The 25,242-nt window shown below is 71.9% G+C and carries 26 protein-coding genes; 15 read left to right on the forward strand and 11 right to left on the reverse strand.

Translation table 11 applies throughout. The features are described from left to right. The first annotated feature begins 149 nt into the window (after window positions 1-149). Window positions 150-1,562 (forward strand): family 2B encapsulin nanocompartment shell protein, encoded by a 1,413-nt coding sequence (locus ACZ6K0_RS06225; RefSeq protein WP_376400275.1) that lies wholly within the window; start codon window positions 150-152, stop codon window positions 1,560-1,562. Window positions 1,563-1,654: 92 nt separating this feature from the next. Next, complete coding sequence (locus ACZ6K0_RS06230; RefSeq protein WP_376400272.1) at window positions 1,655-2,698, forward strand: family 2 encapsulin nanocompartment cargo protein polyprenyl transferase; 1,044 nt, start codon at window positions 1,655-1,657, stop codon at window positions 2,696-2,698. Between the two features lie 52 nt (window positions 2,699-2,750). Here ACZ6K0_RS06230 and ACZ6K0_RS06235 read toward each other — a convergent pair whose 3' ends face one another. Next, on the reverse strand, window positions 2,751-3,326 hold the full coding sequence (locus tag ACZ6K0_RS06235; RefSeq protein ID WP_376400269.1) for a TetR/AcrR family transcriptional regulator: 576 nt from the start codon (window positions 3,324-3,326) through the stop codon (window positions 2,751-2,753). Between the two features lie 104 nt (window positions 3,327-3,430). On the opposite strand from ACZ6K0_RS06235, the gene ACZ6K0_RS06240 reads away from it, so the two are divergent. Continuing rightward, the gene (locus tag ACZ6K0_RS06240; protein WP_376400266.1) at window positions 3,431-4,012 is read left to right on the forward strand and encodes a dihydrofolate reductase family protein; all 582 of its coding nucleotides are present in this window, start codon (window positions 3,431-3,433) and stop codon (window positions 4,010-4,012) included. Window positions 4,013-4,372: 360 nt separating this feature from the next. Then, complete coding sequence (locus ACZ6K0_RS06245) at window positions 4,373-4,792, forward strand: DUF6304 family protein (RefSeq protein WP_376400263.1); 420 nt, start codon at window positions 4,373-4,375, stop codon at window positions 4,790-4,792. Window positions 4,793-5,023: 231 nt separating this feature from the next. Here ACZ6K0_RS06245 and snpA read toward each other — a convergent pair whose 3' ends face one another. Next, window positions 5,024-5,689 (reverse strand): snapalysin, encoded by a 666-nt coding sequence (gene snpA / locus ACZ6K0_RS06250; RefSeq protein ID WP_469227681.1) that lies wholly within the window; start codon window positions 5,687-5,689, stop codon window positions 5,024-5,026. A gap of 186 nt (window positions 5,690-5,875) precedes the next feature. Here snpA and ACZ6K0_RS06255 point away from each other — a divergent pair, with 186 nt between their 5' ends. Further along, window positions 5,876-6,844, forward strand: coding sequence for a LysR family transcriptional regulator (locus tag ACZ6K0_RS06255; protein ID WP_376400257.1), 969 nt, complete (start codon window positions 5,876-5,878; stop codon window positions 6,842-6,844). Next, a complete protein-coding gene (locus ACZ6K0_RS06260; RefSeq protein ID WP_469227680.1) occupies window positions 6,841-7,404 on the forward strand; it encodes a GNAT family N-acetyltransferase in 564 nt (187 codons plus the stop codon). Before ACZ6K0_RS06255 ends, ACZ6K0_RS06260 begins: the two co-directional genes overlap by 4 nt. A 35-nt stretch (window positions 7,405-7,439) precedes the next feature. Here ACZ6K0_RS06260 and ACZ6K0_RS06265 read toward each other — a convergent pair whose 3' ends face one another. Together ACZ6K0_RS06265 and sodN are read right to left on the reverse strand one after the other, a co-directional pair. Continuing rightward, window positions 7,440-8,573, reverse strand: coding sequence for a hypothetical protein (locus tag ACZ6K0_RS06265; protein ID WP_469227679.1), 1,134 nt, complete (start codon window positions 8,571-8,573; stop codon window positions 7,440-7,442). Between the two features lie 146 nt (window positions 8,574-8,719). Further along, entirely contained in the window at window positions 8,720-9,115 is a 396-nt protein-coding gene (gene sodN, locus ACZ6K0_RS06270) for a superoxide dismutase, Ni (RefSeq protein ID WP_150266174.1), read from the reverse strand. A gap of 174 nt (window positions 9,116-9,289) precedes the next feature. On the opposite strand from sodN, the gene sodX reads away from it, so the two are divergent. Then, entirely contained in the window at window positions 9,290-9,724 is a 435-nt protein-coding gene (gene sodX / locus ACZ6K0_RS06275) for a nickel-type superoxide dismutase maturation protease (protein WP_469227678.1), read from the forward strand. On the opposite strand, the gene ACZ6K0_RS06280 is transcribed toward sodX, so the two are convergent. Next, window positions 9,628-10,257 carry a CGNR zinc finger domain-containing protein gene (locus ACZ6K0_RS06280; protein ID WP_469227677.1) on the reverse strand — a complete coding sequence of 210 codons (630 nt, stop codon included), beginning with the start codon at window positions 10,255-10,257 and terminating at the stop codon, window positions 9,628-9,630. The two genes, sodX and ACZ6K0_RS06280, sit on opposite strands and share 97 nt — an antisense overlap. Before the next feature lie 95 nt (window positions 10,258-10,352). On the opposite strand from ACZ6K0_RS06280, the gene ACZ6K0_RS06285 reads away from it, so the two are divergent. Continuing rightward, window positions 10,353-11,102, forward strand: coding sequence for a class I SAM-dependent methyltransferase (locus ACZ6K0_RS06285; RefSeq protein ID WP_469227676.1), 750 nt, complete (start codon window positions 10,353-10,355; stop codon window positions 11,100-11,102). An 86-nt stretch (window positions 11,103-11,188) separates the two neighbouring features. Here the strand turns inward: ACZ6K0_RS06285 and ACZ6K0_RS06290 are convergent, their stop codons facing one another. Genes ACZ6K0_RS06290 through ACZ6K0_RS06300 form a run of 3 tightly spaced genes read right to left on the reverse strand, consistent with a single transcriptional unit; the run spans window position 11,189 to window position 13,897 of the window. After that, window positions 11,189-11,950, reverse strand: coding sequence for an amino acid ABC transporter ATP-binding protein (locus tag ACZ6K0_RS06290; protein ID WP_376400236.1), 762 nt, complete (start codon window positions 11,948-11,950; stop codon window positions 11,189-11,191). Continuing rightward, window positions 11,947-12,885 (reverse strand): amino acid ABC transporter permease, encoded by a 939-nt coding sequence (locus tag ACZ6K0_RS06295; RefSeq protein ID WP_376400233.1) that lies wholly within the window; start codon window positions 12,883-12,885, stop codon window positions 11,947-11,949. Before ACZ6K0_RS06295 ends, ACZ6K0_RS06290 begins: the two co-directional genes overlap by 4 nt. Window positions 12,886-12,916: 31 nt before the next feature. Further along, window positions 12,917-13,897: an ABC transporter substrate-binding protein gene (locus ACZ6K0_RS06300; RefSeq protein ID WP_376400230.1), complete on the reverse strand. Its 981-nt coding sequence runs from the start codon at window positions 13,895-13,897 to the stop codon at window positions 12,917-12,919. Between the two features lie 537 nt (window positions 13,898-14,434). Between ACZ6K0_RS06300 and ACZ6K0_RS06305 the strand changes: the two genes are divergently transcribed. The 3 genes from ACZ6K0_RS06305 to ACZ6K0_RS06315 all read left to right on the forward strand — a co-directional run bounded on the left by ACZ6K0_RS06305 (window position 14,435) and on the right by ACZ6K0_RS06315 (window position 18,217). Beyond that, complete coding sequence (locus tag ACZ6K0_RS06305) at window positions 14,435-15,643, forward strand: NAD(P)-dependent malic enzyme (protein ID WP_376400227.1); 1,209 nt, start codon at window positions 14,435-14,437, stop codon at window positions 15,641-15,643. Window positions 15,644-15,792: 149 nt separating this feature from the next. Then, the gene (locus ACZ6K0_RS06310; protein WP_376400225.1) at window positions 15,793-16,758 is read left to right on the forward strand and encodes a zinc-binding dehydrogenase; all 966 of its coding nucleotides are present in this window, start codon (window positions 15,793-15,795) and stop codon (window positions 16,756-16,758) included. 121 nt (window positions 16,759-16,879) lie between these two features. Next, window positions 16,880-18,217 (forward strand): cellulase family glycosylhydrolase, encoded by a 1,338-nt coding sequence (locus tag ACZ6K0_RS06315; protein WP_469228011.1) that lies wholly within the window; start codon window positions 16,880-16,882, stop codon window positions 18,215-18,217. Window positions 18,218-18,238: 21 nt separating this feature from the next. On the opposite strand, the gene ACZ6K0_RS06320 is transcribed toward ACZ6K0_RS06315, so the two are convergent. Together ACZ6K0_RS06320 and ACZ6K0_RS06325 are read right to left on the reverse strand one after the other, a co-directional pair. After that, window positions 18,239-19,192, reverse strand: a complete 954-nt coding sequence (locus ACZ6K0_RS06320; RefSeq protein WP_469227675.1) for a helix-turn-helix transcriptional regulator — start codon at window positions 19,190-19,192, stop codon at window positions 18,239-18,241. A 1-nt stretch (window position 19,193) separates the two neighbouring features. Further along, complete coding sequence (locus tag ACZ6K0_RS06325; RefSeq protein WP_469227674.1) at window positions 19,194-20,165, reverse strand: DUF4097 family beta strand repeat-containing protein; 972 nt, start codon at window positions 20,163-20,165, stop codon at window positions 19,194-19,196. A gap of 148 nt (window positions 20,166-20,313) precedes the next feature. On the opposite strand from ACZ6K0_RS06325, the gene ACZ6K0_RS06330 reads away from it, so the two are divergent. Continuing rightward, window positions 20,314-21,129 (forward strand): hypothetical protein, encoded by an 816-nt coding sequence (locus tag ACZ6K0_RS06330; protein ID WP_376400216.1) that lies wholly within the window; start codon window positions 20,314-20,316, stop codon window positions 21,127-21,129. A 111-nt stretch (window positions 21,130-21,240) separates the two neighbouring features. Here ACZ6K0_RS06330 and ACZ6K0_RS06335 read toward each other — a convergent pair whose 3' ends face one another. Beyond that, window positions 21,241-21,426 carry a DUF6104 family protein gene (locus ACZ6K0_RS06335; protein WP_024761804.1) on the reverse strand — a complete coding sequence of 62 codons (186 nt, stop codon included), beginning with the start codon at window positions 21,424-21,426 and terminating at the stop codon, window positions 21,241-21,243. A gap of 100 nt (window positions 21,427-21,526) precedes the next feature. Here ACZ6K0_RS06335 and ACZ6K0_RS06340 point away from each other — a divergent pair, with 100 nt between their 5' ends. From ACZ6K0_RS06340 to ACZ6K0_RS06350, 3 genes are all read left to right on the forward strand, one after another. After that, window positions 21,527-22,024, forward strand: a complete 498-nt coding sequence (locus ACZ6K0_RS06340; RefSeq protein ID WP_469227673.1) for a CU044_2847 family protein — start codon at window positions 21,527-21,529, stop codon at window positions 22,022-22,024. Beyond that, the gene (locus ACZ6K0_RS06345) at window positions 22,021-24,045 is read left to right on the forward strand and encodes a VMAP-C domain-containing protein (protein WP_469227672.1); all 2,025 of its coding nucleotides are present in this window, start codon (window positions 22,021-22,023) and stop codon (window positions 24,043-24,045) included. The genes ACZ6K0_RS06340 and ACZ6K0_RS06345 overlap by 4 nt, the downstream gene beginning before the upstream one ends. A gap of 169 nt (window positions 24,046-24,214) precedes the next feature. Next, window positions 24,215-25,231, forward strand: a complete 1,017-nt coding sequence (locus tag ACZ6K0_RS06350; RefSeq protein WP_376400207.1) for an AAA family ATPase — start codon at window positions 24,215-24,217, stop codon at window positions 25,229-25,231. Window positions 25,232-25,242: the final 11 nt, after the last annotated feature.

Below are 25,242 nucleotides of genomic sequence, written 5' to 3' on the forward strand. Positions count from 1 at the left end.
TGGGGCCCGTGGTGCGCCGCTGTTCGGGTGGGAAATCACGTGACATGCCCCGAAGTTCGTCGAACAGTCCCACCCGAATGTGTAATGGCGCCGACACGTTCCGTGCTGAAAGGCTTCTCTCGCTACTCACGTATACGAGAGGGAGTTCCATGTCCGTTGGTTCGGTTGGCGACGAGGTCCGTACGGACCAGGCACCGCAGCAGAGTCTCGGTACCGCCGCCGCGCGGAACCTCGCCACGACCACCAAGTCCGCGCCCCAGATGCAGGAGATCACCTCCCGGTGGCTCCTGCGGATGATGCCGTGGGTGCAGGTGCAGGGCGGTACGTACCGGGTGAACCGCAGGCTCAGCTACTCCGTGGGCGACGGTCGCGTCACCTTCGTCCAGACGGGGCAGCGTGTCGCGGTCATCCCCGCCGAGCTGGGAGAGCTTCCCGCCCTGCGCGGATACGAGGACGAGGACGCCCTGACCGAGCTCGCGTCCCGCTGCTCGCAGCGGGAGTACGCGGCGGGCGAGATCATCGCGACCACCGGCGCCGCCACCGACCGCGTGTACCTCCTCGCGCACGGCCGGATCGAGCAGATCGGCGAGGGACCCTACGGGGACGAGGCCGTCCTCGGCGTCCTCGCCGACGGCGCCTACCTCGGCGAGTCCGCGCTGACCAGCGGCGACGCCGTCTGGGGCTGGACCGCCCGCGCCGCCACCGCCTGTACGGTCCTGGAGCTCACCCGCGACGACGTGCGGAACCTCGCGGACCGCGTCGGCTCGCTCGCCGCCCACCTGGAGGCCGCGTCCGCCCTGCCCGAGCAGCGCACCAACCACTACGGCGAGGCCGCCATCGACCTCTCCGCCGGCCACGTCGGCGAGGCGGTCGTCCCGCACACGTACGTCGACTACGACGCCTCGCCCCGCGAGTACGAACTGAGCGTCGCCCAGACCGTGCTGAAGGTGCACAGCCGCGTCGCCGACCTCTACAACCAGCCGATGAACCAGACCGAGCAGCAGTTGCGGCTGACGGTCGAGGCGCTCCGCGAGCGCCAGGAGCACGAGCTCATCAACAACAAGGAGTTCGGCCTCCTCTCCAACTGCGACTACGGGCAGCGGATCCAGCCCCACGACGGCGCCCCCAGCCCCGACGACATGGACGAGCTGCTCTCCCGCCGCCGGGGCTCGAAGCTCTTCCTCGCCCACCCGCGCGCCATCGCCGCCTTCGGCCGCGAGCTCAACAAGCGCGGCCTCGTGCCCGAGACGATCGACGTCAACGGCAACCGCATCCCGACCTGGCGCGGTGTGCCGATCTACCCGTGCAACAAGATCCCGGTCTCCGACGCCCGGACCACCTCGATCATCTGCATGCGTACGGGCGAGGCCGACCAGGGCGTGATCGGTCTGCACCAGACCGGCCTCCCCGACGAGATCGAGCCCAGCCTCTCGGTCCGTTTCATGGGCATCGACGAGCAGGCGATCATCTCCTACCTCGTCACCGCCTACTACTCGGCGGCCATCCTCGTCCCGGACGCACTCGGCATCCTGGAGAACGTCGAGGTCAGCCGCTGGCGCTGAGCCGGTGACGCCCGGGGGCGGGTCCGAACCCGCCCGCCCCCGGGCGCTCCCAGCGCTCGCACCGCGAAGGACATGAAGGAGTGACCGTGGCCATGACCAGCGCGGATGCCGTCACCGACGGGCAGGGGGCCGTGATGCTCCTGGACCAGACGCGGACCGCCGTCCATCCCCAACTCCGCTCCACCGTCGAGTCCCTGCCGGGCTCCATACGGCGGGTGGCGATGTACCACTTCGGCTGGGAGCACGCCGACGGCACCCCGGCCGCCGGACAGGCCGGCAAGGCGATCAGACCGGCGCTGGTCCTCGCGGCGGCCCGCGCCCTCGGAGCCGAGTCGGCCCAGGCCGTGAAGGCCGCGGCGGCGGTCGAGCTCGCGCACAACTTCACCCTGCTCCACGACGACATCGTGGACGAGGACCCGACCCGGCGGCACCGGCCCACCGCCTGGACCGTCTTCGGCATCCCCGACGCCCTCATCGCCGGCGACGCGATGAGCGCACTCGCCCTGCGGCTGCTCGCCGAGGACCCGCACCCCGCGTCGCCGGCCGCTGCCGCGCGCCTCGCCGCCTGCATCATCGAGCTCTGCGCGGGGCAGCAGGCGGACTGCGCCTTCGAGCAGCGCGCGCCGCTCGACGTCTCGCTCGACGAGTGCCTGGCCATGGCCACCGCCAAGACCGGTGCCCTGCTCGGCGCTTCCTGTGCCATCGGCGCGCTCTACGCGGGCGCGGGCGAGGAGGAGGTCGCGGCGATGGATGCCTTCGGGCGCGAGGCCGGACTCGCGTTCCAGCTGATCGACGACCTCATCGGGATCTGGGGCGACCCGGACCGTACGGGCAAGCCGGCTGGCGCGGACCTCGTCGCCCACAAGAAGTCGCTGCCCGTGGTGGCGGCGCTCGCCTCGGGGACCCCCGCGGGGAACGAACTGGCCGAGCTCTACGGCCGTCCGACCCTCGACGCGGCGGCGGTACGGGCGGCGGCGGACGCGGTCGAGCGGGCCGGCGGCCGGGACTGGGCACAGGCCCAGGCGGCCGAGCGGATGGGCCGTGCCGTCGAGTACCTGGCGCAGGCGGTCCCGGACCTGGCGGCGGCGGGGGACCTGCTCGCCCTCGCGGAGTTCGTCACCCGGCGTACGCGCTGAGGCCTGCCGGAAGTGCCGGGGGCCGCCGGGGCCGGGGCCGCCGTGGGTGCGGTCACCCCTCCGGGACGATCCGGTCCACCACGGTCTCGACCAGCTCGTCCAGGTCCCGTTCGGCGTGGAGGCCGGGGACGGTGAAGTGGTCGAGCAGCAGGCCGGTGAGGGCGAAGTAGAGCACCCGGACCGTGTCCGCGTCCCCGGGCATCCTGGATTCGACGTGCAGCCGGATGTTCAGGTCGAGGTCGTCCCTGAGTACCTGGGTGAACCGTTTCTGGAGCTCGGGCCGGCGCGCGGCCTCCAGGCGCAGCTCGAAGAGGCCCAGGTAGCAGGTGCGTTCGGCGGCCATGCGCCGGGCGAGCCAGCGCATCAGCTCGACGACGAGGGCGCGGCTGGGCTCCGGCAGCATCGCGGTGTCGACGGCGCCGGGCTCGGGCGTCAGCCGGACGAAGATCCGGTCGGCGACCTCGGACAGCACCTGGTCCCGGTCGGCGAAGTAGTTGGACGAGGTGCCCGTGGGGACCCCGGCCCGGGCGTCGACGGCCCGGAAGGTCAGCCCGCGGGCGCCTTCGTCCGCCAGCACCTCGATCGCGGCGTCGAGCAGTGCCGTACGGCGTTCCGGGTTTCTCGCCACTTCCGACTCCTTTGGCCATGGGGCTTGCGCAACCACTACAAGTGAAGCACTATAGCCGTCGTGGTTGCGGTCGCAGCCCACCCCCGAAGACGAAGAGGACCGGTTTGCGCAAGCTCACCTATTACATCGCCTGCACCATCGACGGCTTCATCGGTGACCCCGAGGGCGATGCCACGTCCATGTTCAAGTTCGTGGACGCGCAGTACCTGCAGTTCATGGGCGCCGAGTACCCCGAGACGATCCCGACGCAGGGCCGGGAGGCGTTCGGGATCGACGGCGACAACAAGCACTTCGACACCGTCGTCCAGGGGCTGAAGTCGTACCAGCTCGCCCTGGACATCGGCGTCACCAGCCCTTACGGCCATCTGCGCGAGTTCGTCGCCACCCGGTCGCTGACCGAGTCGCCCGACGCCAACGTCGAGCTGATCGCCGACGACCTGGTCGGCCGCGTCCGCGAGCTCAAGGCCGAGGAGAGCCCCCTGGGCATCTGGCTCTGCGGCGGCTCCACCATCGCGGGCGAGCTCATCGAGGAGATCGACGAGCTGGTCGTCAAGACGTATCCGCAGGTCTACGGCTCCGGCATGCCGATGTTCGGCGCCGGCTTCGAGCCCCGCGACTTCACGCTCGGCGAGGTGCGCACCTTCGACAACGGCGTGCTCGTCCGTACGTACACCAGGCAGCGGTAGCGGCGGGGAGCGGGCCCGCGCGAGGCGTCCTACCCTGGAACCATGGGTGACGAGGTGCCTCGCACGACGCGGGACTCCTTGGCCGAGCCCACGTGCCCGGCCTGTGGTGGACCGCGCGACAAGTTGGCCACCCGGCACAAGGTCCTCGGGGCCTGGGTGCCGGAGTGGGAAGTGCAGCCGTGCCGCAATCCGGACTGCCCGCTGTACGGAGGCACGGAGGCGCGGGCCACACGGGGTCCTGACCCGGGTGCGGAAGCCACGAGCACGCACGTGACCGGCAAGAACGGCGAGATCGGGAGAAGTCCGGCCACTGGGTGACCGGCCGCGCGCCGGAGCCGGTCATACCGCTACAGTCCGCGCATGTCATCGGAGTCGACAGAAGTCTGGACCGGCTGGTACCGGGACCGCAGCGGCGCGGAAGCGATCGTCATCACGGCCACCGGGCGGCACGTCGCCACCCGGATCAGGGGGGTCGAGTACACGGGCGCGACCTTCGCCGCGCTCAGCGCCGCCGAGAGCGGCGGGCAGGCCCTCTTCGGCTGCGTCCTGGAGTGGGACCTGCCGCTCCCCGTCGTCATGGACGGCGTGACCCAACAGGCCACGCTGAGCTGTCTGCTGACGCTCGGTGAGCGTTCGGACCTCAGTCTGACGCTCCACTACGGTGGCGCCGCCTTCGAATCGTGCGTCGCCGGAGGTGACTTCGAGGGGGCGCTGGACCGGGTCCGGCGCCAGCTTCCGCCCGGCGCCGACTTCGGCCGCCGGCTCCTCCAGGCGGCCTGACACCCAGGCGGCCCGCGACACCCCGGCGGCCTGACATCGAGGCGGCCTGCGAGACCCGGGCGGCCTGACATCGAGGCGGCCTGCGAGACCCGGGCGGCCTGACACCCGGGCGGCCCGCGAGACCCGGGCGGCCTGACACTCAGGGTCCCGTACCCCACCCGAACGCCGGACGGCGGCGCCCCTCGCGGGCGCCGCCGTCCTCTTCGTATGCGTACGGACGCTTCCCGGGGATCAGGAGGTCTTGAACGCGGAGGTGAGCCCGTACCGCCACAGCTGGTCGACGCGGGAGCGCTCCTGGGCGTTCGGCTGGGCGTTCTGGCAGGACGTGCCGGGGCCGCCGCCCGACATCAGCTCGCTGCACGGCCCGCTGTAGTGGTCCGGCAGGCCGAGGACGTGCCCGGTCTCGTGGGCCGTCACGCGGGTCGAGTTGTACTGCTGGTTCTGCCGGTAGTCGAGGAAGATGTAGCCGCTGCCGTGGCCGTCGGTGCTCGCGTACGAGCCGCGGGAGTCGTTGCCCTCGTAGTAGGTGAAGTCCGGGTTGCTGCCCTCGACGAGCCGGACGTTCACCACCGAGCCGTTCCATATCTGGGCGGAGCGGGCGATCTGGGTGCGGAAGCTCGGCGCGTTGGCGGCGCTGTAGACGACGGTGACCGCGGCCGCGCCCGGGTTGGCGGCCCGCTTCTTCGCCACCGACTTCACGACGGCGTCGAAGAAGGCCTGGTTCGCCTTGGCCTCCTCGGCCGAACCGGCGTACGCCACGGCGGCGGCGCCGACGGCGGGAGCGGCGGCCGGAGCGGCCGTCGGAGCGGCCGCTGCCGGAGCCGTACCGAGCGAGGCGGCGAGACCGAGGCCGAGGGCGGCCGTCAGTACGGAGTTGAGGACCTTGGGGTGACGCATGGGGGGCTCCTCCTGTAGGGGGTCGGAGCGAGTCTCGGGGAAGCCGGGGCGTGTGGGGATGATGTCAATTGCCGATAGCCCGCCCACATCACCCGGATGGATACACCCAACTACCTTGAAAACCAAGGTATTTGACGCGCTCCGGCTGTCTGGTGCGACACAGGCCGCCGCCCTACCCTCGGGGGCATGGAGCTGGAGGTGAGACATCTGCGCGCGCTCTGCGCCATCGCGGACGCCGGCAGCCTGCACAAGGCGGCGCGGCAACTGGGCATGAGCCAGCCCTCGTTGACCACCCAACTGCGCCGGATCGAGAACTCCCTGGGCGCCGAACTCTTCTCCCGCGGCCGCACCGGCTGCCTGCCCACCCCGCTCGGCCGCTCCGTGCTCAGCCGGGCCCGCCCCCTCGTCGCGGACATGGCCGCGCTGGTCACCGAGACCCGGGCGGCGGTCGCCCGTACGGAGGGCCCCGGACTCCGCGTCGGCTCCACCGCCAGCCGGGCGCTCCCCGGCTGGCTGCGCCGGCTCCGCCAGCGGCTGCCCGGCACGGACGTCGGCCTCCGCGTGGACGTCTCCGCCCACGCGCTGCTGAGCACGGTCGCGGCGGGCCAGCTCGACGTGGCCTTCGTCCACGAGGTCGAGGGCTGCCCGTTACGGGTGCCCGAGGGGCTTCAGCGACGGGTCCTGGTCGCCCGCGAACCGCAGTTCATCTCCATGGCCCGCGACCACCCCGCCGCCGCGGCACCCGTCGTCGACCTCGCCGACCTCGCCCGTGACCACTGGATGGTCGACCCGACCGTGGACGGCGAATGGGACGGCCTCCGGCGGGTCCTCGGAGCGGCCGGCATCGACCCGCCGCTGTTGCACGGCGACTACCACACGGCCGCGTCGCTCATCGTCCTCGGCGAGGCCGTCGCCCCCTGCCAGCCGACCTCGGTACCCCGCGAGGACATGGCGATCCGCCCCCTGCGCGGCGACCCGCTGGCCGTCCGGCTGCTGCTGTACGCGCGCCCGGAGACGCCCCTGGACACGCTGTACGCGGAGCTGTCCGCCGCCTACCGCGAGGTGGCCCTGCGCGCCGCCCCGTACCGCGAGTGGCTGCGCCGCCAGGGAGCGGCCGCCGGGCTGTCGGTGGGGCCGTGCATGATGGCCGTATGAGCGATCGTGACGGCGGGGACGGAAGGGCCGCGGTCCGCCGCGCCCGCGCGGAGGACCTGGGACGGATCGTCGAACTCGTCGCCGAACACGCCGAGTACGAGAAAGCCGCACCTCCGACACCGGACCTGGCGCCCCGCTTGGCGATCCTCCTCTTCGGCGAGGGGAGCCGGGGCGGCGAGCTGCCCGCACGTCCGGGGCCCGGCGACGAGCTGACTGCACGTCCGGGGCCCGGCGACGAGCTGCCCCGCCTCCGCTGCTTCGTCGCCGAACTCCCGGACGGGAGCCTCGCGGGCTACGCCACCTGCGCGCCCGAGCTCTCCACCTGGGACGGCGTCGCGTACCTCCACATGGACTGCCTCTACCTCACCTCCACGGCCCGGGGCCACGGCCTCGGGCCGCTCCTGATCGACGCCGTCCGCGCGGAGGCGCGCGCCCTGGGCCTGACGGAGATCCAGTGGCAGACGCCGGCCTGGAACGAGGGCGCGATCCGCTTCTACGACCGCCTGGGCGCGACGTCCAAGGAGAAGCGCCGCTACACCCTGCCGGTGGATCCGGCCTAGAGGGGACGCGGCTCGGCGCGTCGGCTCACCTGGCATCAGTCCAGCGGCGGCCAGGCGCCGTCGAGCAGGCGTTTCGCCTCCTCGGCGATCGCTGCCGCCAGGTGCTCCCGGTCGCCGCGTCCGACCGCCGCCCAGCCGTTGTAGGCGTCGGTCTTGTCGACCAGTGGCCGGAGCGACTGCGGCCGGGCCAGTGCGGCCCACCCTTCGTACGTGATCAGGTCACCGCCGGCGCCGGGGTCCAGGCTGCCGTTCACGATCAGCCGGAGCCACCAGCGGACGAGTTCCCAGCGCGTCGTTTCCCAGGGGAGGTCGGTGGTGTCGGCGGGGAGGTCCTGGAGCAGGCCGAGTTCGGTCAGTACGCGGTCGAACAGGTCCGCGGCTTGGTCGTGTTCGGTGCGGGTGAGGCCGGCGAGGAGGGGGAGGGACTCCGACTCGACGTCGAGGACCAGGGCCGTGAGGCCGGCTTCGACGAGCTGCTCCGGGTGGTGCCGTCGGCCGATCAGGCGCTCCAGGGCCAGCATCCGGAGGCAGTCGACGGCCTCCTGCGCGCTCAGGGCGTACGGCGTGAACGGCGTGGGTGCGGTGACGTCGATGCCCGGTCCGCCTTCGACGAAGTACGACCAGAAGTCGACTGTCGTACGGGCGAGGAGGCCGCTCGATCGGCCGGCGAATTCATGGTGGACGTAGTCGGTGAGGTCGTTCCCGTACAGGATGATGTCGGTCTGGTAGACGGACAGGACGGGGTGCCCGTGCTCGCCCGCCGTGCCGGGCAGGTAGCGGTGTCCGTAGACCGGAACCAGCTGCGGCACGCTCTCCAGCTCGGTCCTCGCGACGCGCAGCGCGTCGGACGTCTCCGAGGGCCGTGACGGCCAGGCGGGATGCCAGAACACGTTGTGCTCCACGTCGAAGAGCACGTCCTCCACGGGCCGCGCCAGTCGCTCGGCCAGGTCTTCGGGGTCGCCGTTGCGCCAGTCGGGCCACCGCGACGAGCCGTGCGGGAGCCCGGCACCGAGGAACACCCGGTGATCGGCCGAGAAGGTGAAGCCGAACCGCGCCTCGACCGCGTCGAGCTCACGCTCGCTCAGACCCGGGCCGATCTCGGCCCGGAGCATGCCCTGGAGGCGCCGGGCGGCTTCCGGGGTCAGGAGCGGGGGCGACTGCGCGTTCATGCTCCGCAGCCTAGTGACTGAACACGGCCGGAAAAGACCGCACCCGGACCGCCATGGACGCCGTGAAGGCGGCCTGCGGACCGGGTGCGGGCCGGGAAGGAAGCCGGGCGAGCGGGGAAACCGCGGCCCGACGGCATGACCGGAGGTCAGGCCTTCTTCGTCTCCCAGAAGATGCGGTCGATCTCGGCGATGAGCTCCAGCGCCTTCTCGCCCGTCTTCGGGTCGGTCGACGCCTTGGCGGCCGAGAGGGCCTTCAGGGTGTCGTTGACCAGCTGGTTGAGCTGCGGGTACTTCTCGAAGTGCGGGGCCTTGAAGTAGTCGCTCCAGAGCACCGAGACGTGGTGCTTCGCGAGCTCCGCGCGCTGCTCCTTGATGACCGTGGCGCGGGCACGGAAGTGCGCGTCCTCGTTCGCCAGGTACTTCTCCTGGACAGCCTTGACCGACTCGGCCTCGATGCGGGCCTGGGCCGGGTCGTACACGCCGCACGGGAGGTCGCAGTGGGCGCTGACCTTCACCTTGGGGGCAAACAGGCGGGAGAGCATTGAGCCGTCCTTCCTCGTGATCGTCTTCTCAGGTGGGACATTACTCGGTGAGAAGGGCGTTTTCGCGGGCGCCCCCTGGGGCTTAGGTCAAAAGTCCAGGGTCACCATGGGACTCGTGTACGAGTGGACGAGACGGGTCGGCGGGGTGCGCCGGCGCGTGGGTCGGGAGTGCGGATGAGGGAATCGGGGCCGGAGCGGGTGGATGCGGCCGGGGCGCCGTTCGGGATCGCCGAGGTCACGGGGGTGTCGATGGTGCCCACGCTGCTCCACGGCGATCAGCTGCTCGTGCACTACGGCGGCCGGTTGAGGCCCGGCGGTGTGGCCGTGCTGCGGCATCCGCTCCAGCAGGATCTGCTCATCGTGAAGCGGCTGATCGAGCGACGCGACGGCGGCTGGTGGGTGCTGGGCGACAACCCGGATGCCGAGGGGGACAGCCGGGTCTTCGGGGCCGTACCGCCCGAGCTGGTCCTCGGGCGGGTGCGGGCGCGGTACCGGCCCGTGACGCCGGGGCGTCAGCGGTCGGCCGGGGTGGTGCTCTCCTGGCTGTTCTCGTCGGTGAGGCCCGTGTGGTCGGGCCGCTCGGCCTCCAGGCGCTTGCGGGCGCGGTAGGCGGCCACGTTGGCCCGGGTCGCGCAGCGGTCCGAGCAGTAGCGGCGGGATCGGTTGGTGGAGGTGTCGAGGTACGCGTTGCGGCAGGGCGGCGCCTGGCACAGGCCGAGCCGGTCCGCGCCGAACTCGGTCAGGTGGAAGGCGAGGCCCATCGCCGCGATCGCCGCGTAGCCCGAGGTCGCGTTCGAGGGGTGGTCGGCGAGGTGCATGTGCCAGCGCGGGCGGCCCTCCTCGTCGAGGGTGTCGTGGCCCGAGATCTGGGGGCTGACCGGGAACTCCAGGAGCAGGGAGTTCAGGAGGTCCACGGCGCCGGTGTGGTCGCCCTCGTCGGCCGCGGTGAAGACGGCCCGCAGGCGGGTGCGTACCGACCGGAAGCGGGTCACGTCGGAGTCGGTCGCCCGCCGGGCCATCTGGGTGGCCGGGCCGAAGAGCTCGCGGATCACCTCGACGGAGGTCAGGGCGTCCTTGTTGCGGGCCGGCTCCTCGGTGTTGACCAGACGCACGGCGTAATCCGAGTAATAGGCCAGTTCCACTTGTAGTCCTTACTCCGGCGGGCTAGGGTCTCGGTCGGTAGGGGTAACGGCTGTTTCCCCTACGAGGGTATTACGAAGAGTGGGGAGGAGCGGCGATGACCGGAACCGACTGGGCGGGCTGGCAGCAGAGCTGGGACCGTCAGCAGGAGTGGTACATGCCGGACCGTGAGGAGCGGTTCCGGGTGATGCTCGACATGGTCGAGGCCCTGGTGGGACCGAAGCCCCGGGTCCTCGACCTCGCGTGCGGTACGGGAAGTATCACGGATCGGCTCCTCCGGAGGTTCCCGGAGGCGACCAGTACCGGTGTCGATCTCGACCCCGCCCTGCTCGCCATCGCCGAGGGGTACTTCGCCGGCGACGAGCGAGTCACCTTCGTGACCGCCGACCTCAAGGATCCCGCGTGGGCCGCGCGGCTGCCCCACGACTCGTACGACGTCGTCCTCACCGCCACGGCCCTCCACTGGCTCCACAGCGAGCCCCTGGCCGTCCTCTACGGGCAGCTGGCCGGTCTCGTCCGCGACGGCGGCGTCTTCATGAACGCCGACCACATGATCGACACGGCCACCCCGCGCATCAACGCCGCCGAGCGCGCCCAGCGCCATGCCCGTATGGACCGCGAGAAGGCCGCCGGGGTCCTCGACTGGGCCGAGTGGTGGGCCCTCGCCGCCATGGACCCCGTCCTCGCCGAGCCCACCGCCCGCCGCTTCGCGATCTACGGCGAGCACGCCGACGGCGACACGCCGCCCCTCGGCTGGCACGCCGACACCCTCCGCGCCGCCGGCTTCGGCGAGGCCCGGGCGGTGTGGGCCTCGCCCTCCGACGCCCTGGTGCTCGCGGTGAAGTAGCCCGAGAACCCGAAAATCCGAGAACCCGAAATGAGAGAAGGGGCGGTACGAGTGATCCCGTACCGCCCCTTCTTCCTGTGCGCGTCCTACAGGACCTTCGACAGGAATGCCTTCGTCCGGTCCTGCTGCGGGTTGGTCAGGACGTCCCTCGGGTGGCCCGACTCGACCACCACGCCGCCGTCCATGAACACCAGCGAGTCGCCCACCTCGCGGGCGAAGCCCATCTCGTGGGTGACGACGACCATGGTCATGCCCGACTCGGCCAGGTCGCGCATGACGTCGAGGACGTCACCGACCAGCTCGGGGTCGAGAGCCGAGGTGGGCTCGTCGAAGAGCATCAGCTTCGGCTCCATCGCCAGCGCGCGGGCGATGGCCACACGCTGCTGCTGGCCGCCGGAGAGCTGCGAGGGGTAGTTCCCGGCCTTGTCCGCGAGGCCCACCCGGTCGAGGAGCCGCTGGGCACGCTCACGCGCGACGGCCTTCGTCTCGCCCTTCACCTGCATCGGCGCCTCCATGACATTGGCCAGGGCCGTCATGTGCGGGAACAGGTTGAAGCGCTGGAAGACCATGCCGATGTCGCGGCGCTGGAGCGCGACCTCGCTGTCCTTCAGCTCGTAGAGCTTGTCGCCCTTCTGGCGGTACCCGACCAGCTGGCCGTCGACCGAGAGACGGCCGGCGTTGATCTTCTCCAGGTGGTTGATGCAGCGCAGGAAGGTGGACTTGCCGGAACCGGACGGGCCGATCAGGCAGAACACCTCGCCGTTCTGCACCTCAAGGTCTATTCCCCTGAGGATGTGCGCGGCGCCGTAGGACTTGTGGACGCCCTCGGCCTTCACCATTGCGGTCACTTGGCCACCGCCTCACGGTTGGAGAATCGGGAGAGGTTCGCCTTGATCTTCTGCCACGGCGTGGGCGGCAGGGACCGCAGGGAGCCGCGGGCGTAGTGCCGCTCCAGGTAGTACTGGCCCACGCTGAACACCGAGGTCAGGATCAGGTACCAGATCGAGGCGACGAAGAACATCTCCATGACCGCGAACGAGGTCGAGGCGATGTCCTGCGCGGCGCGCAGCAGATCCGGGTACTGCACGGCCACGACCAGCGAAGAGGTCTTCAGCATGTTGATGAACTCGTTGCCGGTCGGCGGGATGATCACCCGCATCGACTGCGGCAGGATCACCCGGCGCATCGTCTTCGCCTGGCTCATGCCCAGGGCGTGCGAGGCCTCGGTCTGACCCTCGTCGACCGACTGGATGCCCGCGCGGACGATCTCCGCCATGTACGCGCCCTCGTTCAGGCCGAGGCCCAGCAGGGCGGCCAGGAAGGGGGTCATGACGTCGGTCATCTCGTCCTTGTAGAACCCGATGTTGAACACCGGGAAGATCAGGGCGAGGCTGAACCAGATCAGCAGCTGCACGTAGACCGGCGTGCCGCGGAAGATCCAGATGTAGAGCCAGGCGACCGAACTGGTCACCGGGTTCTTCGACAGACGCATCACGGCGAACACCACGCCGAGCACCAGGCCGAGGGCCATCGAGGCCACGCTGATGAGGATGGTGTGCCAGAGACCGCTCAGGATGGTGGAGTCGAACAGCTTCTCCGGCACGGTCGCCCAGCGCACGTTGCCCTGGGAGAAGGCGTACCCGATGAGCACCAGCAGGGCCACCACCACGACGCCGGCGACCCAGCGCCCGTAGTGGCGGACCGGAATGGCCTTGATGGCCTCCGGCGGGACTCCCGCCGGGGCGGGCGCCCCGGCAGGAACCTTGTCGATCTTGTCAGTCACAACGACTGCCCTTCAGTCTTGCGGGAGAGGGTCAGGAGCCGCCGTTGATCTTGGCCGCGGGGATGGCGCCGTCACCGGCGTTCCACTTGTCGAGGGCGGCCTTGTAGCTGCCGTCCTTGATGGCCGCGTCGAGGGCTTCCTTGAGCGCGTCCCGCAGCTGGGTGTTCTTCTTGTCGACGGCGATGCCGAAGAGGCCCGCGTCCGTCTTGTTGGCGATCGCCTCGAAGTCGTTGCCGCCACCGGCCGTCTGGGCGATGTAGGCGGCGACCGGCGAGTCGTTGAGGTCGGCCACGGCGCCGCCGGCCTTGACGCGGGTCTGCGCCTCGGCGTCGGTCGGGTACGACTCGAAGGTCAGCTTCGGCTTGCCGTCCTTCTCGCACTTGGCGGCCTGGTCCTTGGCGGCCTGCTCGTACGTCGTGCCGCGCTGCACCGCGAGCTTCTTGCCGCACAGGTCGTCGAGGGACTTGATGTTCTCCGGGTTGCCCTTCTTCACCAGGATGCCGGTGGAGGCGGAGAAGTAGTCGACGAAGTCGACGCCGGCGCCGGTCTTCTTGCCCTTGTCGTCCAGGCCCTCCTGGCGGGCCTTGGTGTCCGTCATCGAGGACATGACGACGTTGGTGCGGCCGGTCGTCATCGAGGTGAGCAGGGTGTCGAAGGTGCCGCTCTCGAACGCGAACGTCACGCCGAGCTGCTTCGACAGGGCGGCGGCGACGTCGGGGTCGATGCCGACGATCTCCGCACCCTTCTTGAACTCCATCGGGGCGTACGTGGCGTCCGTGCCGACCTTGATGACGCCGGCCTTCTGGATGTCGGCCGGGAGCTTCGAGAACAGCGGCGCGGTGTTGGCGGAGGCGGAGCCGCCGTCCTTCGTCGGGGTCGAGGAGCCGCCCGAGGTCTGGTCGCCGCAGGCGGTCAGCAGCATCGAGCCGGCGACCGCGATGGCGGCGACCGCGGCAAGACGGGACGTGCGGGTCTTGGCGGCGGTCGTACAGCGCGTGGAGCGTGCGGTCATGGTCGGGTTCCTCCGGCGTGTGAGGGGCTTGCCAGCAGGTCACGTACGCGTCTTCGAGTGTCGCGACCTCGTGTGATTACGGCATCTTGCCATTCGGACTGCCTCAAACCGACGGCCATGGATGTCAAAATCGGGTAACGGGTGACCCCCGAATCGCGACAGGCCGGTACATCAAGGCCGGACCTTCTTCGGGATCCCTTCCCCATCACCGGAAAATCTGCGGTTGATCTCGCCATTCGGACGAGCCGAAGGCGGCCATTCGGGTGCCGTGGGCATCTATGTGGACATCGGGTGACGTGTCGCGCTCCATCCGTGTCCGGATGCTCTCGGTATGAGTCGCGTCACCGAGTGGTTATGGACTCGTCTGCGGTGCCGTCCGTCCGGTAAGAAGGATCCTTACACCCCTCATCCGGGGCTCAGGGCGCGTTGTGCGGCGCGCCCGAGCGGCTGCCAGACAAGGCGGCCGCGGTGCCTCCCCACCCCTCCTCAACCAGGAGTGGCCACCCTCAAATGAAACAGACTTAAGGGGTCTTCCCAATGGCAGCGGAGATCGTCAATCCTCGCAATGACAGTGGTACGGACGGGGCTCCCGAGCCCTTCGATCCTGTCTTCGCCCTTCACCGGGGCGGCAAGATGGCCGTGCAGGCCACCGTTCCCCTCCGGGACAAGGACGACCTGTCCCTCGCGTACACGCCCGGCGTCGCCAAGGTGTGCACCGCGATCGCCGAGCAGCCCGAGCTGGTCAACGACTACACCTGGAAGTCCCAGGTCGTGGCCGTCGTGACCGACGGTACGGCGGTGCTCGGCCTCGGCGACATCGGCCCGGAGGCCTCCCTCCCGGTCATGGAGGGGAAGGCCATCCTCTTCAAGCAGTTCGGCGGCGTGGACGCGGTTCCGATCGCCCTCGCCACCAAGGACGCCGACGAGATCGTCGAGACCGTCGTCCGGCTCGCCCCGTCGTTCGGCGGAGTGAACCTGGAGGACATCTCGGCCCCGCGGTGCTTCGAGATCGAGCGCAAGCTCCAGGAGCGCCTCGACATCCCGGTCTTCCACGACGACCAGCACGGCACCGCGATCGTCACCCTCGCCGCCCTCCGCAACGCGGCGAAGCTGACCGACCGGACCCTCGGCGACCTGCGCGCGGTCATCTCCGGCGCCGGTGCGGCCGGTGTCGCCATCGCCAAGTTCCTGCTGGAGGCCGGCCTCGGCGACGTCGCCGTCGCCGACCGCAAGGGCATCGTCAGCCGCGACCGCGAGGACCTCACCGAGGTCAAGCGCGAGCTGGCCGAGATCACCAACAAGGCGGGCCTGACCGGCTCCCTGGAGACCGCCCTCGCCGGCGCCGACGTCTTCATCGGCGTCTCCGGCGGTACGGTCCCCGAGGAGGCCGTCGCCTCCATGGCCCCGAACGCCTTCGTGTTCGCCATGGCCAACCCGAACCCCGAGGTCCACCCCGACATCGCGCACAAGTACGCGGCCGTCGTGGCGACCGGACGTTCGGACTACCCGAACCAGATCAACAACGTCCTCGCGTTCCCCGGCATCTTCGCCGGTGCGCTCCAGGTCCGGGCCTCCCGGATCACCGAGGGCATGAAGATCGCCGCGGCGAACGCGCTCGCGGACGTGGTCGGCGACAAGCTCGCCGCCGACTACGTGATCCCGTCGCCGTTCGACGAGCGGGTCGCCCCGGCCGTCACGGCCGCGGTGGCCGCCGCCGCCCGTGCGGAGGGCGTCGCGCGCCGCTGAGCTCGTACCTGAGCCCCCGACAGGGCCCCGTTCCGGCACGCCGGGACGGGGCCCTGCGGCGTGTGCGGGTCGTCGGTTCGGCGGCGGAGGCATGTGTCACACGGGGGCGTGGTTCCGCCGCCTGGCCGTCCGACCCTAGGGTCGGGGCCATGTTCGCTGCCTACGCTGCCCGAATCGACCGCGACCAGCCCCTGAACGGACTCGTCCTGGGCGACCGTCCCGAGCCCGAGGTCCGGCCCGGCTGGACCACCGTCACCGTCAAGGCCGCCTCGCTCAACCACCACGACCTGTGGTCCCTGCGCGGGGTCGGACTGCCCGAGGAGAAGCTGCCGATGATCCTCGGCTGCGACGCCGCCGGCATCGACGAGGACGGCAACGAGGTCGTCCTGCACTCCGTGATCGGCCAGACCGGCCACGGTGTCGGGCCGGACGAGCCCCGTTCCATCCTCACCGAGCGGTACCAGGGCACGTTCGCCGAGCGGGTGACCGTCCCCCGCTGGAACGTGCTGCCCAAGCCGAAGGAGCTCTCCTTCGAGGAGGCCGCCTGTCTGCCCACCGCCTGGCTCACCGCGTACCGCATGCTCTTCACCAACGCCGGTGTACGGCCCGGGGACTCGGTGCTCGTGCAGGGCGCCGGCGGCGGCGTGGCCACCGCCGCGATCGCCCTCGGCAAGGCGGCGGGCCTGCGGGTCTTCGCGACCAGCCGCGACGAGGCCAAGCGCAAGCGCGCCGTCGAGCTCGGTGCCGTCGAGGCGTACGAGCCGGGGGCGCGGCTGCCGCAGCGGGTGGACGCGGTCATCGAGACCGTCGGCGCCGCGACCTGGTCGCACTCGGTCAAGTCGCTGCGGCCGGGCGGCACTCTGGTCATCTCGGGCGCCACGAGCGGGGACCGGCCCGCCCACGCCGAGCTGACCCGGATCTTCTTCCTGGAGCTGAAGGTCGTCGGCTCGACGATGGGCTCCAAGGACGAGCTGGAGGACCTGCTGTCGTTCTGCGCGGCGACGGGCGTCCGTCCGGTCGTCGACGAGGTACTGCCGCTGGACCGGGCGCGGGAGGGCTTCGAGAAGATGGCCTCCGGCGAACTCTTCGGAAAGATCGTCCTCACGACCTCTTGATGACTCGTCAGTAATGCTGATGGGATCTCCGGCACGCGAAAGATGAACATCTCTCACATCCTCGTGCCGGAGGTCTTCCTTGTTGCGAACCACCCTTGTGGCGACCGCCGTCGTCGCCGCGCTGATCACCCCCACGGCCGCCCGTGCCGAGACCGGGCGCGGGGGCGGCGACGCCATCCCCGCCCTGACCGACGAGCACGGCCGCACCCTCACCCTCCGCGGCTGGAACCTCGCGGACAAGGCGAACAGCGGCGACGCCGCCCTCTCCGCGATCACCGAGAAGCACTTCCGCGACATGCGCGCCAAGGGCTTCAACTTCGCCCGCCTCCTCGTCTTCTGGGACGACCTGGAGCCCCGCCCCGGCCAGTACAGCCAGGCCTATCTGCGCAAGGTCGAACGGATCCTGGACTGGGCCGAGAAGCACGACGTCAAGGTGCTCATCGACGCCCATCAGGACGTCTTCGGCCCCGCCTTCGGCCACCGGGGCATCCCCGAGTGGGCGACCAGGACCGACGGCCTGCCCTTCACCCCGCACCCCGACGACTGGTTCTCCGAGTACTTCGAGCCGGCCGTCCAGCGGGCCTTCACCCACCTGTACGAGGACGAGGACCTCAAGCTCTCCCAGGCCCGCATGTGGCGGCTGCTCGCCGACCGCTTCGAGGACCACCCGGCCGTCCTCGGCTACGACCCGATCAACGAGCCGATGGGCGAGCTGCGGGAGGGCGAGGACCTGGCGACGGCGGCCCGCCGCATCGAACGCGATCAGCTGACCCCGATGTACAACCGGGTGGCGGACGCGATCCGTTCGGTCGACCCGGACACCTGGATCTTCGTCGAACCGACCCCCATCGTGGGCGAGGGCGTGCCCACCGGCCTCGGGCGGATCGACGACCCGAAGATCGTCTACGCCCCGCACTTCTACAACGCCGGCATGGAGGCGGGCACCGACTACGACCCCGCCGCCCGCTGGATCGAGAACTACGAGCAGGCCGTCACGCTGTACCCCAAGGAGTACAAGGTGCCCGTGGTGGTGGGGGAGTGGGGCCCGCTCAACAACTCCCTGCCGAACATGAACCGCTTCTACCGCGAGGCGATGCCCTCCCTCGGCCGCTACAGCTCGGGCTGGGCGGGCTGGGAGTGGTGCTACGGCGGCGGGTACTGCGCGGTGGACGGCACCGGGGCCTTCCGTACGAACAAGGAGCTCACCGCCGAGCCGTACGCGGAGGCGGTCGCGGGCACGGTCCGCTCGGCGGCCTACGACGCGGCGGCGGGGGTCTACCGCCTGTCGTACGACGCCGCGGGGCGGCGCGGCCCCCGGGTCACCGAGCTCTCCCTGCCGCCCGGCGACTGGCGGGTGACGGCCTGGGGCGGGGCGCTCGTGCTCCGCAAGGACCGGGGGAGGGCCTGGATCCTCGCGGTCCCGGGCGCCCGGGTGACGGTCACCGTCACCCGGGGCTGACCCGGCCCGCCCGCGCCCCGCTCAGCCCTTGCGCCGCGGGTCCAGCAGGCCCGTGATCCGGACCGCCGCCGTCGCCAGATGGCGGCGGGTCTCGGCCAGCTGCTCCTCGCTCACGCCGTGGTCACGGGCGGCGTCCCGGATCTCGTCCCGGAAGCGGTCGAGCAGCCGGTCGAGATCGCGGCCCGGGTCACCCGAACCCTCCGGGTCGCGCGCCCACTCCGGCGTGCGGCCGGTCTCGTCGGCGGGGTCGGCTGCCGCGGCCTCTCCCGTGGTCCCTCTCGTGGCTCCCGTGGTGCCGGTGGCCCCGGCCGCCTTGGCCGCCGCCTTCGGGTGGGTCGTGCCCGCCACCAGGCCGCCGAGCTGTGCCGTGATGTCCGAGAGGCCCTCCCAGACGCCCTTGGGCCAGTCGCCCCGCGAGAACCGGTCCTGGACCTCCTCCTGGACCTGCTGGGCGATGCGCTGGAACTCCTTGGCCTGGTGGCGGGCCGACTGGGCCTCCGCCTTGGCCTGGCGGGCCTGCTCCTTCCACTCCTGCTTGGCCCGGCGCAGCTCCTCCTTGGCGTCGGCGAACGACGAACCCTCCGCCGTCCGCGTCTGCCCCGCCGCCGCGCGCATCTCGCTGCGCACCCGGCCGGCCGCGCCGCGCACGTCGTCGCGGATCTCCGCCGCGAGCTCCGAGACCGAGTCCCGGATCTCCCGCTCCAGGTCGGTCAGTTCGGCCCCGCGACCGGCCAGTTCGGCGCGGCCCGCGTCGGTGATCGAGTAGACCTTCCGGCCGCCCTCGCTGGCGTGGGTGACGAGACCTTCGAGCTCCAGCTTGGCCAGTCTCGGGTAGACCGTGCCGGCCGAGGGCGCGTAGAGCCCCTCGAAACGCTCCTCCAGGAGCCGGATCACCTCGTAGCCGTGGCGGGGGGCCTCGTCGAGCAACTTGAGGAGGTAGAGGCGGAGGCGGCCATGGGCGAAGACGGGCGACATGTCAGAGCACCTTTCCGGTCGCGGAGGGCGAGTCCGAGAGGGAGGCCGAGGGGGAACCCGCAGGCGATTCCGCAGGCGATTCCGCAGGCGATTCCGCGGGTGATTCCGAGGGGGAGGCGGTGCGGGTCGAGGCGGGGGCGGACTCGGTGTCCTCGGCCGCCTCGGGGCGGCGGAGCAGGGCGATGGAGCCGGAGACGGTGGTCGCCTTGAGCGTGCCCCGACCGGACCCCAGGGTGCCGGTGACGGACTTGGTGCCCCACTGCCCGGTGACCCGGAGGTCCTCGAAGGCGTTCGACACGGAGCCGCTCGTCGTGCTCGCCTCGACCCGGGCGTCCGCCGGGTGCGGCAGCCGGATGGCGACCTGGCCGGAGACGCTGGTGAGCCGGATGTCGGCGGGCGGCCCGTCGAGCTCGCCCGGGTCGAGGTCGATGACCATGTCGCCGCTGACCGTCTCCGCCTTCACGGAGCCGCCCGCGCCCTCGATCACGGTGACGGGGCCCGTCACCGAGGTGATCCGCAGCGCGCCCGTGACCGACTGGGCCTCCAGGCTTCCGGAGACGCTCTCGGCGCGGACCGGACCGGAGAGCCCGAGGAGCGTCGTGTCGCCCGTGACGCCGCGCACCTCCGTACGCCCCCGGATGCCGGAGACGACCGCGTCGGCGTCGACCGCGCCGACCTCGACGTCGACACCGGCGGGGACCGCGACGGAGACGACGGCCCGGCGCCTGTGGCCCTTGCGGTCGAACCACTTGAGGAGGTTCTTCCAGTGCAGGTCCTCGTAGGTCACGGTCAGGGTGGAACCGTCCTGCGACACGATCAGCGGCGGGCCCTCGATCTCGGAGATCTCGACGCGGGCGGAACTCTCGTCCGTCCCCACCACGTTCACCGTGCCGTTGACGATGCGGACCTGCAGGCGCGTCACGGGGTCGGCCGGGGCAAGTTTCGTCGGCTCGGTGACGGACCACTCTGTCATGGTGCTGACCTCCCGTTTCGGCAACGCAACATATCGCGACTCTCGATAGACACGATATATCGCGGTCGGGCGAAGTCAACCCTGACTCTTCCCTGATGCCTAGGGGGCAATCACCGCCGTATACGGACAAATTGGCTAGCGTGGGGGCATGAACGCGACATCCGGATCGAGCCCCTCAGGCGCACTGCTCCTCTGCCGTGCCGACCCGCCGGCGGTCAGGCCGCCGGCCCAGCTCCTGCGGGAACAGCTGCTCCTCGCCCCGGCGGGCGACGACTGGAGCGTGCTCGTACCGGAGGGGAAGCCCTGGCTCCACGGCGGGGAGCCCGTCGAACAGGTCGTCACCGGCTGGGTCACCGCCCTCGCCGTCTCCGCCGCGACCTGGCCCGTCCTCGCCCTGTGGTGGGACCGCGACCGGGCCGGGATCACGCTCGCCGCGGGCTTCCGCCGCACCGTCGGCTACACCTGGCTCGCGGACGGCACGCCCGTCGGCGAGGACGAGGCCATGCGCACCTTCGCCGCCCGGCTCGCCCTCGACCCCGTCCTGGACGTGCAGGCCCTGGAGCCGCTCACCGAGCCCGACCCGGACGCCGACGCCCACAGCCGGCTCGTCGGCGTCGTCGCGGTCCTCGCCCGCGCCGGCCTCGCCCTGCCGACCGGCCTCGTCCCCGGTGACAGCGCCGACCGGCTCCGCTCCGTCGCCCTGGCGCAGGGCGCCGAGCAGCTCGAATGGCGCGGCTGGCGCGACGCCGTGCGCGCCGAGCTCGACGTGGTGGAGGAAGGGCCCCTGGGCCCGTACCTGCGCGGCCCCAAGGCGCGGGTACTGGGCGGGGCGCAACTCGCGGCGGGTGTGCCGCTGCTGATCTGGGGGATCGGCCGGCGCAGCGGCGGCTGGGCGACGGCGGGGGCGCTGCTCGTCGCGCACGGCGCGCTCGGACTCGTCTACGACCGGCTGCGGGACAACTGACCCGCAGGCCGGCGCGGTGGTCGACCCGGCAGCCGACCCGGTGGCCGGCCGGGCAGCCCGCTCGGGGGCCGGCCCGGGGGCCCGATCCGGCCCCGCGGCCGGGAAGGCTTCCTACTCGTCGTCGTCCTCGTCGTCGTCCAGACGGGCCAGCCAGGTGGCGAGGCGCTCGACCGGCACCTCGAAGTCGGGGTTGAGGTCGACGAAGGTCCGCAGCTGCTCGGCGAGCCACTCGAAGGTGACCTCCTCCTCGCCTCGCCGCTTCTCCAGTTCCTCGATGCCACGGTCGGTGAAGTACATGCGATCAGGATAGGCCGTACCTCCCACGTCCCCTGTCGCCTGTCGGTCCCACCGATTAGCCTTCTCCCCCACTGATCGCTTCGGGGAGCGGGGGGCCGCTGTGGCACACGGGATCGCTCGGATTCGGCTGGACGACGGCACGCCCGTGTGGGCGCGGATCAGTGAGGCGGAGGAGCTCGGCAGAGGCGGCGGGTTCCAGGACACCGGCGTCCGGGACCGGGTGGTCTCGATGGCCGGAGGACTCACGGACGTCGTGCGCGGGGTGGTCGGCTCGCTCCGCGCCGGACTCGAACCGCAGGGGCCGGTGGAGGTCGCCGTCAGCTTCGGCATCGAACTGTCCGCGCAGTCGGGGAAGGTGATCGGGGTCCTCGCCGACGGCGCCGGCAAGGCCTCCGTGAACGTCTCGCTCACCTGGACCGAACCGGGCCCCGCGCCCGCCCCCGCGCCCCTCCCGTCACCCGCCCCCGCCTCCGCGCCGGTCCCGTCACCCGCCCCCGCCCCCGCCCCCGCGTCCGTCCCGTCACCCGCCCCGGTGCCCGCCGCCGAGGGCCCCGACAGAGGTCCGCACGGGCGCCCGGCGGCCGACGGGCCCGCATGAGCGCCTTCGACGCTCTCGTGCGCCCCGCACTCGTACGCATCGCCGCTCCCGGCACCGGGTATGACCCGCTCGGCGACCGGTACTGGGGCACCGGCTTCTTCATCGCCCCCGGCTGGGTGCTGACCTGCGCCCATGTCGTGGCCGAGGGAGGAAGCGCGGTGTGGAGGAGCGAGCCGGCCGTCGGCGTCACCTGGGAGGACGGCAAGACCACCCGGGAGACCACGGGCACGGTCGTGCTCGCGCTGCCGCGCCCCGACCGCCCCGAGGACCCGCCGGACCGGTGGGCCTTTCCCGACATCGCGCTCGTCCGGGTGTCCGGCGCGCAGAAGGCGTCCTGCGTGCGCCTCAGCGAGCGCCCGGCCGTCTGGCCGGCCGCCGTCAGCCTGCACGGCTGGTCCCGGGAGACCGGCGAGCTCGGCATCCGGCACGTCCACGGCACCCTCAACGGCAGCGACGGCCAGGCCCTCGTCACCCGGGGCGTCATGCCCGTCGAGGGCTGCTCCGGCGGCCCGGTCGTCGACCACGCCCAGGGAGCCGTCGTCGGCCTCAACAAGGGACGCGGCCCCGACGGAGGCGCCGTCGTGCCCGTCACCGCCCTGCGCCGGCTGCACGACCTCCCCGGCGGCGAGGCGATGGGCGAGGCGCTGCGCGCCCACGACCGCTACCACCTCGCCCGCTACCGCTCGCTCGACGACCGGCCCGACTGGACCCGCGCGCAGCTGCTGCTGCCCGGCTCCCCAGGGATCGGCCCCGGCCTGCGCACCCAACTGCACGGCCGGTTCGCCGAACTGCCCGCGCCCACCGCCCCCGGCGAGATCATGAACCTGATCGACCAGGTCAAGGCCTGGATCAGGGACGACGGCCTGCCGGACGCGCTGGAGGACGACCCGCGCACCTGGAGCGAGGGCGCCGGGCTCCTGCGCGGTCTGCGCGCCGTCCACGGGAGCGCCGCCCGCGACCTCGACCTGGACGCCGTCCTCCTGTACGCGGCCCATGTCGTCCGGCACCTCTCCGTGCGGTACGGCGAGCGGGCCGACACGACCGGGCTCACCCGCTGGATCGTCGACGAGTCGGGCGACGCCGACCGCCATCTCCGGCGCGAGATCGACCGGCTCGTCACCCCCGGCAGGCCGGCCCCCCTCTCCGTACGCGAACCCCGCGCGCGTGCCGACGTCCTCCTGGAGATCGACACCCCCCGCTACGACCGGCGTTACCCGTGGCGGGTCAAGCTCCTCCTGGACGGGCACACGGTCAGCCCGCTGCACTGCGACGACCGGGGCGTCGAGCGGTCCCGGCTCAGGGACACCCTGCGCGAACCCCTCGCGGACGCCCTGCGGCGCGGCGACAGCGGCGCCCACCTGGCCGCCGTCGAGGCGGTGCTGCCCCGCGAGCTCTTCGACGAACCCCTCGACACCTGGCGGCTCGAACCCGCCCAGGAGCCCGAGGACGCCTGGTCGGCCACCCTCGGTCAGCGCAGGATCGTGGTCATCCGTGACGCCCGCCGCCACGACAGGGAACCGTCCCCCGAGTGGCGCGACCGCTGGGAGGCGGCGGACGGCGGGCCGCTGCGCGCGGCCCCGCTGCGCGCCGAAGTGCCCGGCGCCGGCCGGGACGCCCACACCGCGCGCGTGCGCCGGGAGACCTGGGCGGAGACGTACGACCGGCTCCGCGAGGCCGACGGCGGCACCGTCCCCGTCTACTGCGGGCCGGTGGGCAGCGGCGACGGACTCATGGCGATGAACGCGGCGCTGACCGCCGGCCACCCCCTCGCCCTCTGGCGGACCGGCGCCCACGACCACACCGACTGCGAGGAGTTCCACGAGCGGGCCCACCGGCTGCTCGCGAAGGCCGTGACGGCCCAGGGGCTGCGCGGCCCCGTCCGCTCCCTGCGCACCCGCGCGCCGGACCGGGCCGCCCTGGCCTGGGCCGAGACCCTCGCCGTCCTCTACGACCCGCCCGACCGGCCGCCGCACGGAGGGCGCCTGGAGGCCCCGCCGCTGCTCGGCGAGGGGGACCTGTGACCCGGGCGGCCACGCGTACGCGTGCTGCCCCGGGAGCCGCCACGCGCACGCGTGCGGACCGGCGTGCGACCCCGGCGAGGGGCGGCCGGATTGAGCGTCGGCACGCTCCACCGCCGGGCGGTACGTTCGACGGGCCCGGCATCGACACCACAGCCAGGAGGAGTCCATCGTGAACGATTGGCGGATCTACCGTGGTGCCGGTCTTCCGCACGACGAGATTCAGCGGCTGCCCGCCCCGCCGCCCTGGCGCGACTTCTCGGCCGGCGGAGCCGACGACACCCTGGCGGGTTCCGACCGTCGGCTCGGCGTCCGGCGCAGACTCGTCCAGAACCACCACCCCCGGCCCGCCGAGACCGACGCCGTCAACGCCGCCCTGTACCTGCGGCGCCCGCTCCTCGTCACCGGCAACCCCGGCACCGGCAAGTCGACCCTCGCCCACGCCGTCGCCCACGAACTGCGCCTCGGCCGGGTGCTGCGCTGGCCGATCGTCAGCCGGACGACCCTCCAGGACGGCCTCTACCGGTACGACGCCATCGGCCGCCTCCAGGACGTCCAACTGGAGCGGGCCCAGGCCGGGTCGCCCGGTTCCGCCGCCGCGGCCCCGGCCGGCATCGGCTCGTACATCCGGCTCGGACCGCTCGGCACCGCGCTGCTCCCGTCCGAGCAGCCCCGCGTGCTGCTCATCGACGAGCTCGACAAGAGCGACCTCGACCTGCCCAACGACCTCCTGAACGCCCTGGAGGAGGGCGAGTTCGCCATCCCCGAGCTGGAGCGGATCGCCGACCGCGAGCCCGTCGTCGAGGTGCTCAGCGACGACGGCCGCAAGGTGCCCGTGTACGGCGGCCGGGTCCGCTGCAGCACCTTCCCCTTCATCGTGCTCACCTCCAACGGCGAACGGGACTTCCCCGCCGCCCTGTTGCGCCGCTGCATCCGCCTGGAGCTCGAAGCGCCCGGCGAGGAGCAGGTCGGCGCCATGATCGAGGCCCATCTGGGGGCCGAGGCCGCCACGGGGGAGGAGGAGCGGGGCATCGTCCGGCGCTTCCTGAACCGCGAGCCCGGCGAGGTGATCGCCACCGACCAGCTCCTCAACGCCCTCTATCTGACCCAGCACGCCTCCCGCGCCGAACGGGTGACCAGGGAACGCATCGAGGACATGCTCATGCAGCCACTCGACCAGCCGAGGTGAAGGACGCGTGC

It is taken from the genome of Streptomyces sp. NPDC042346 (assembly GCF_055581845.1).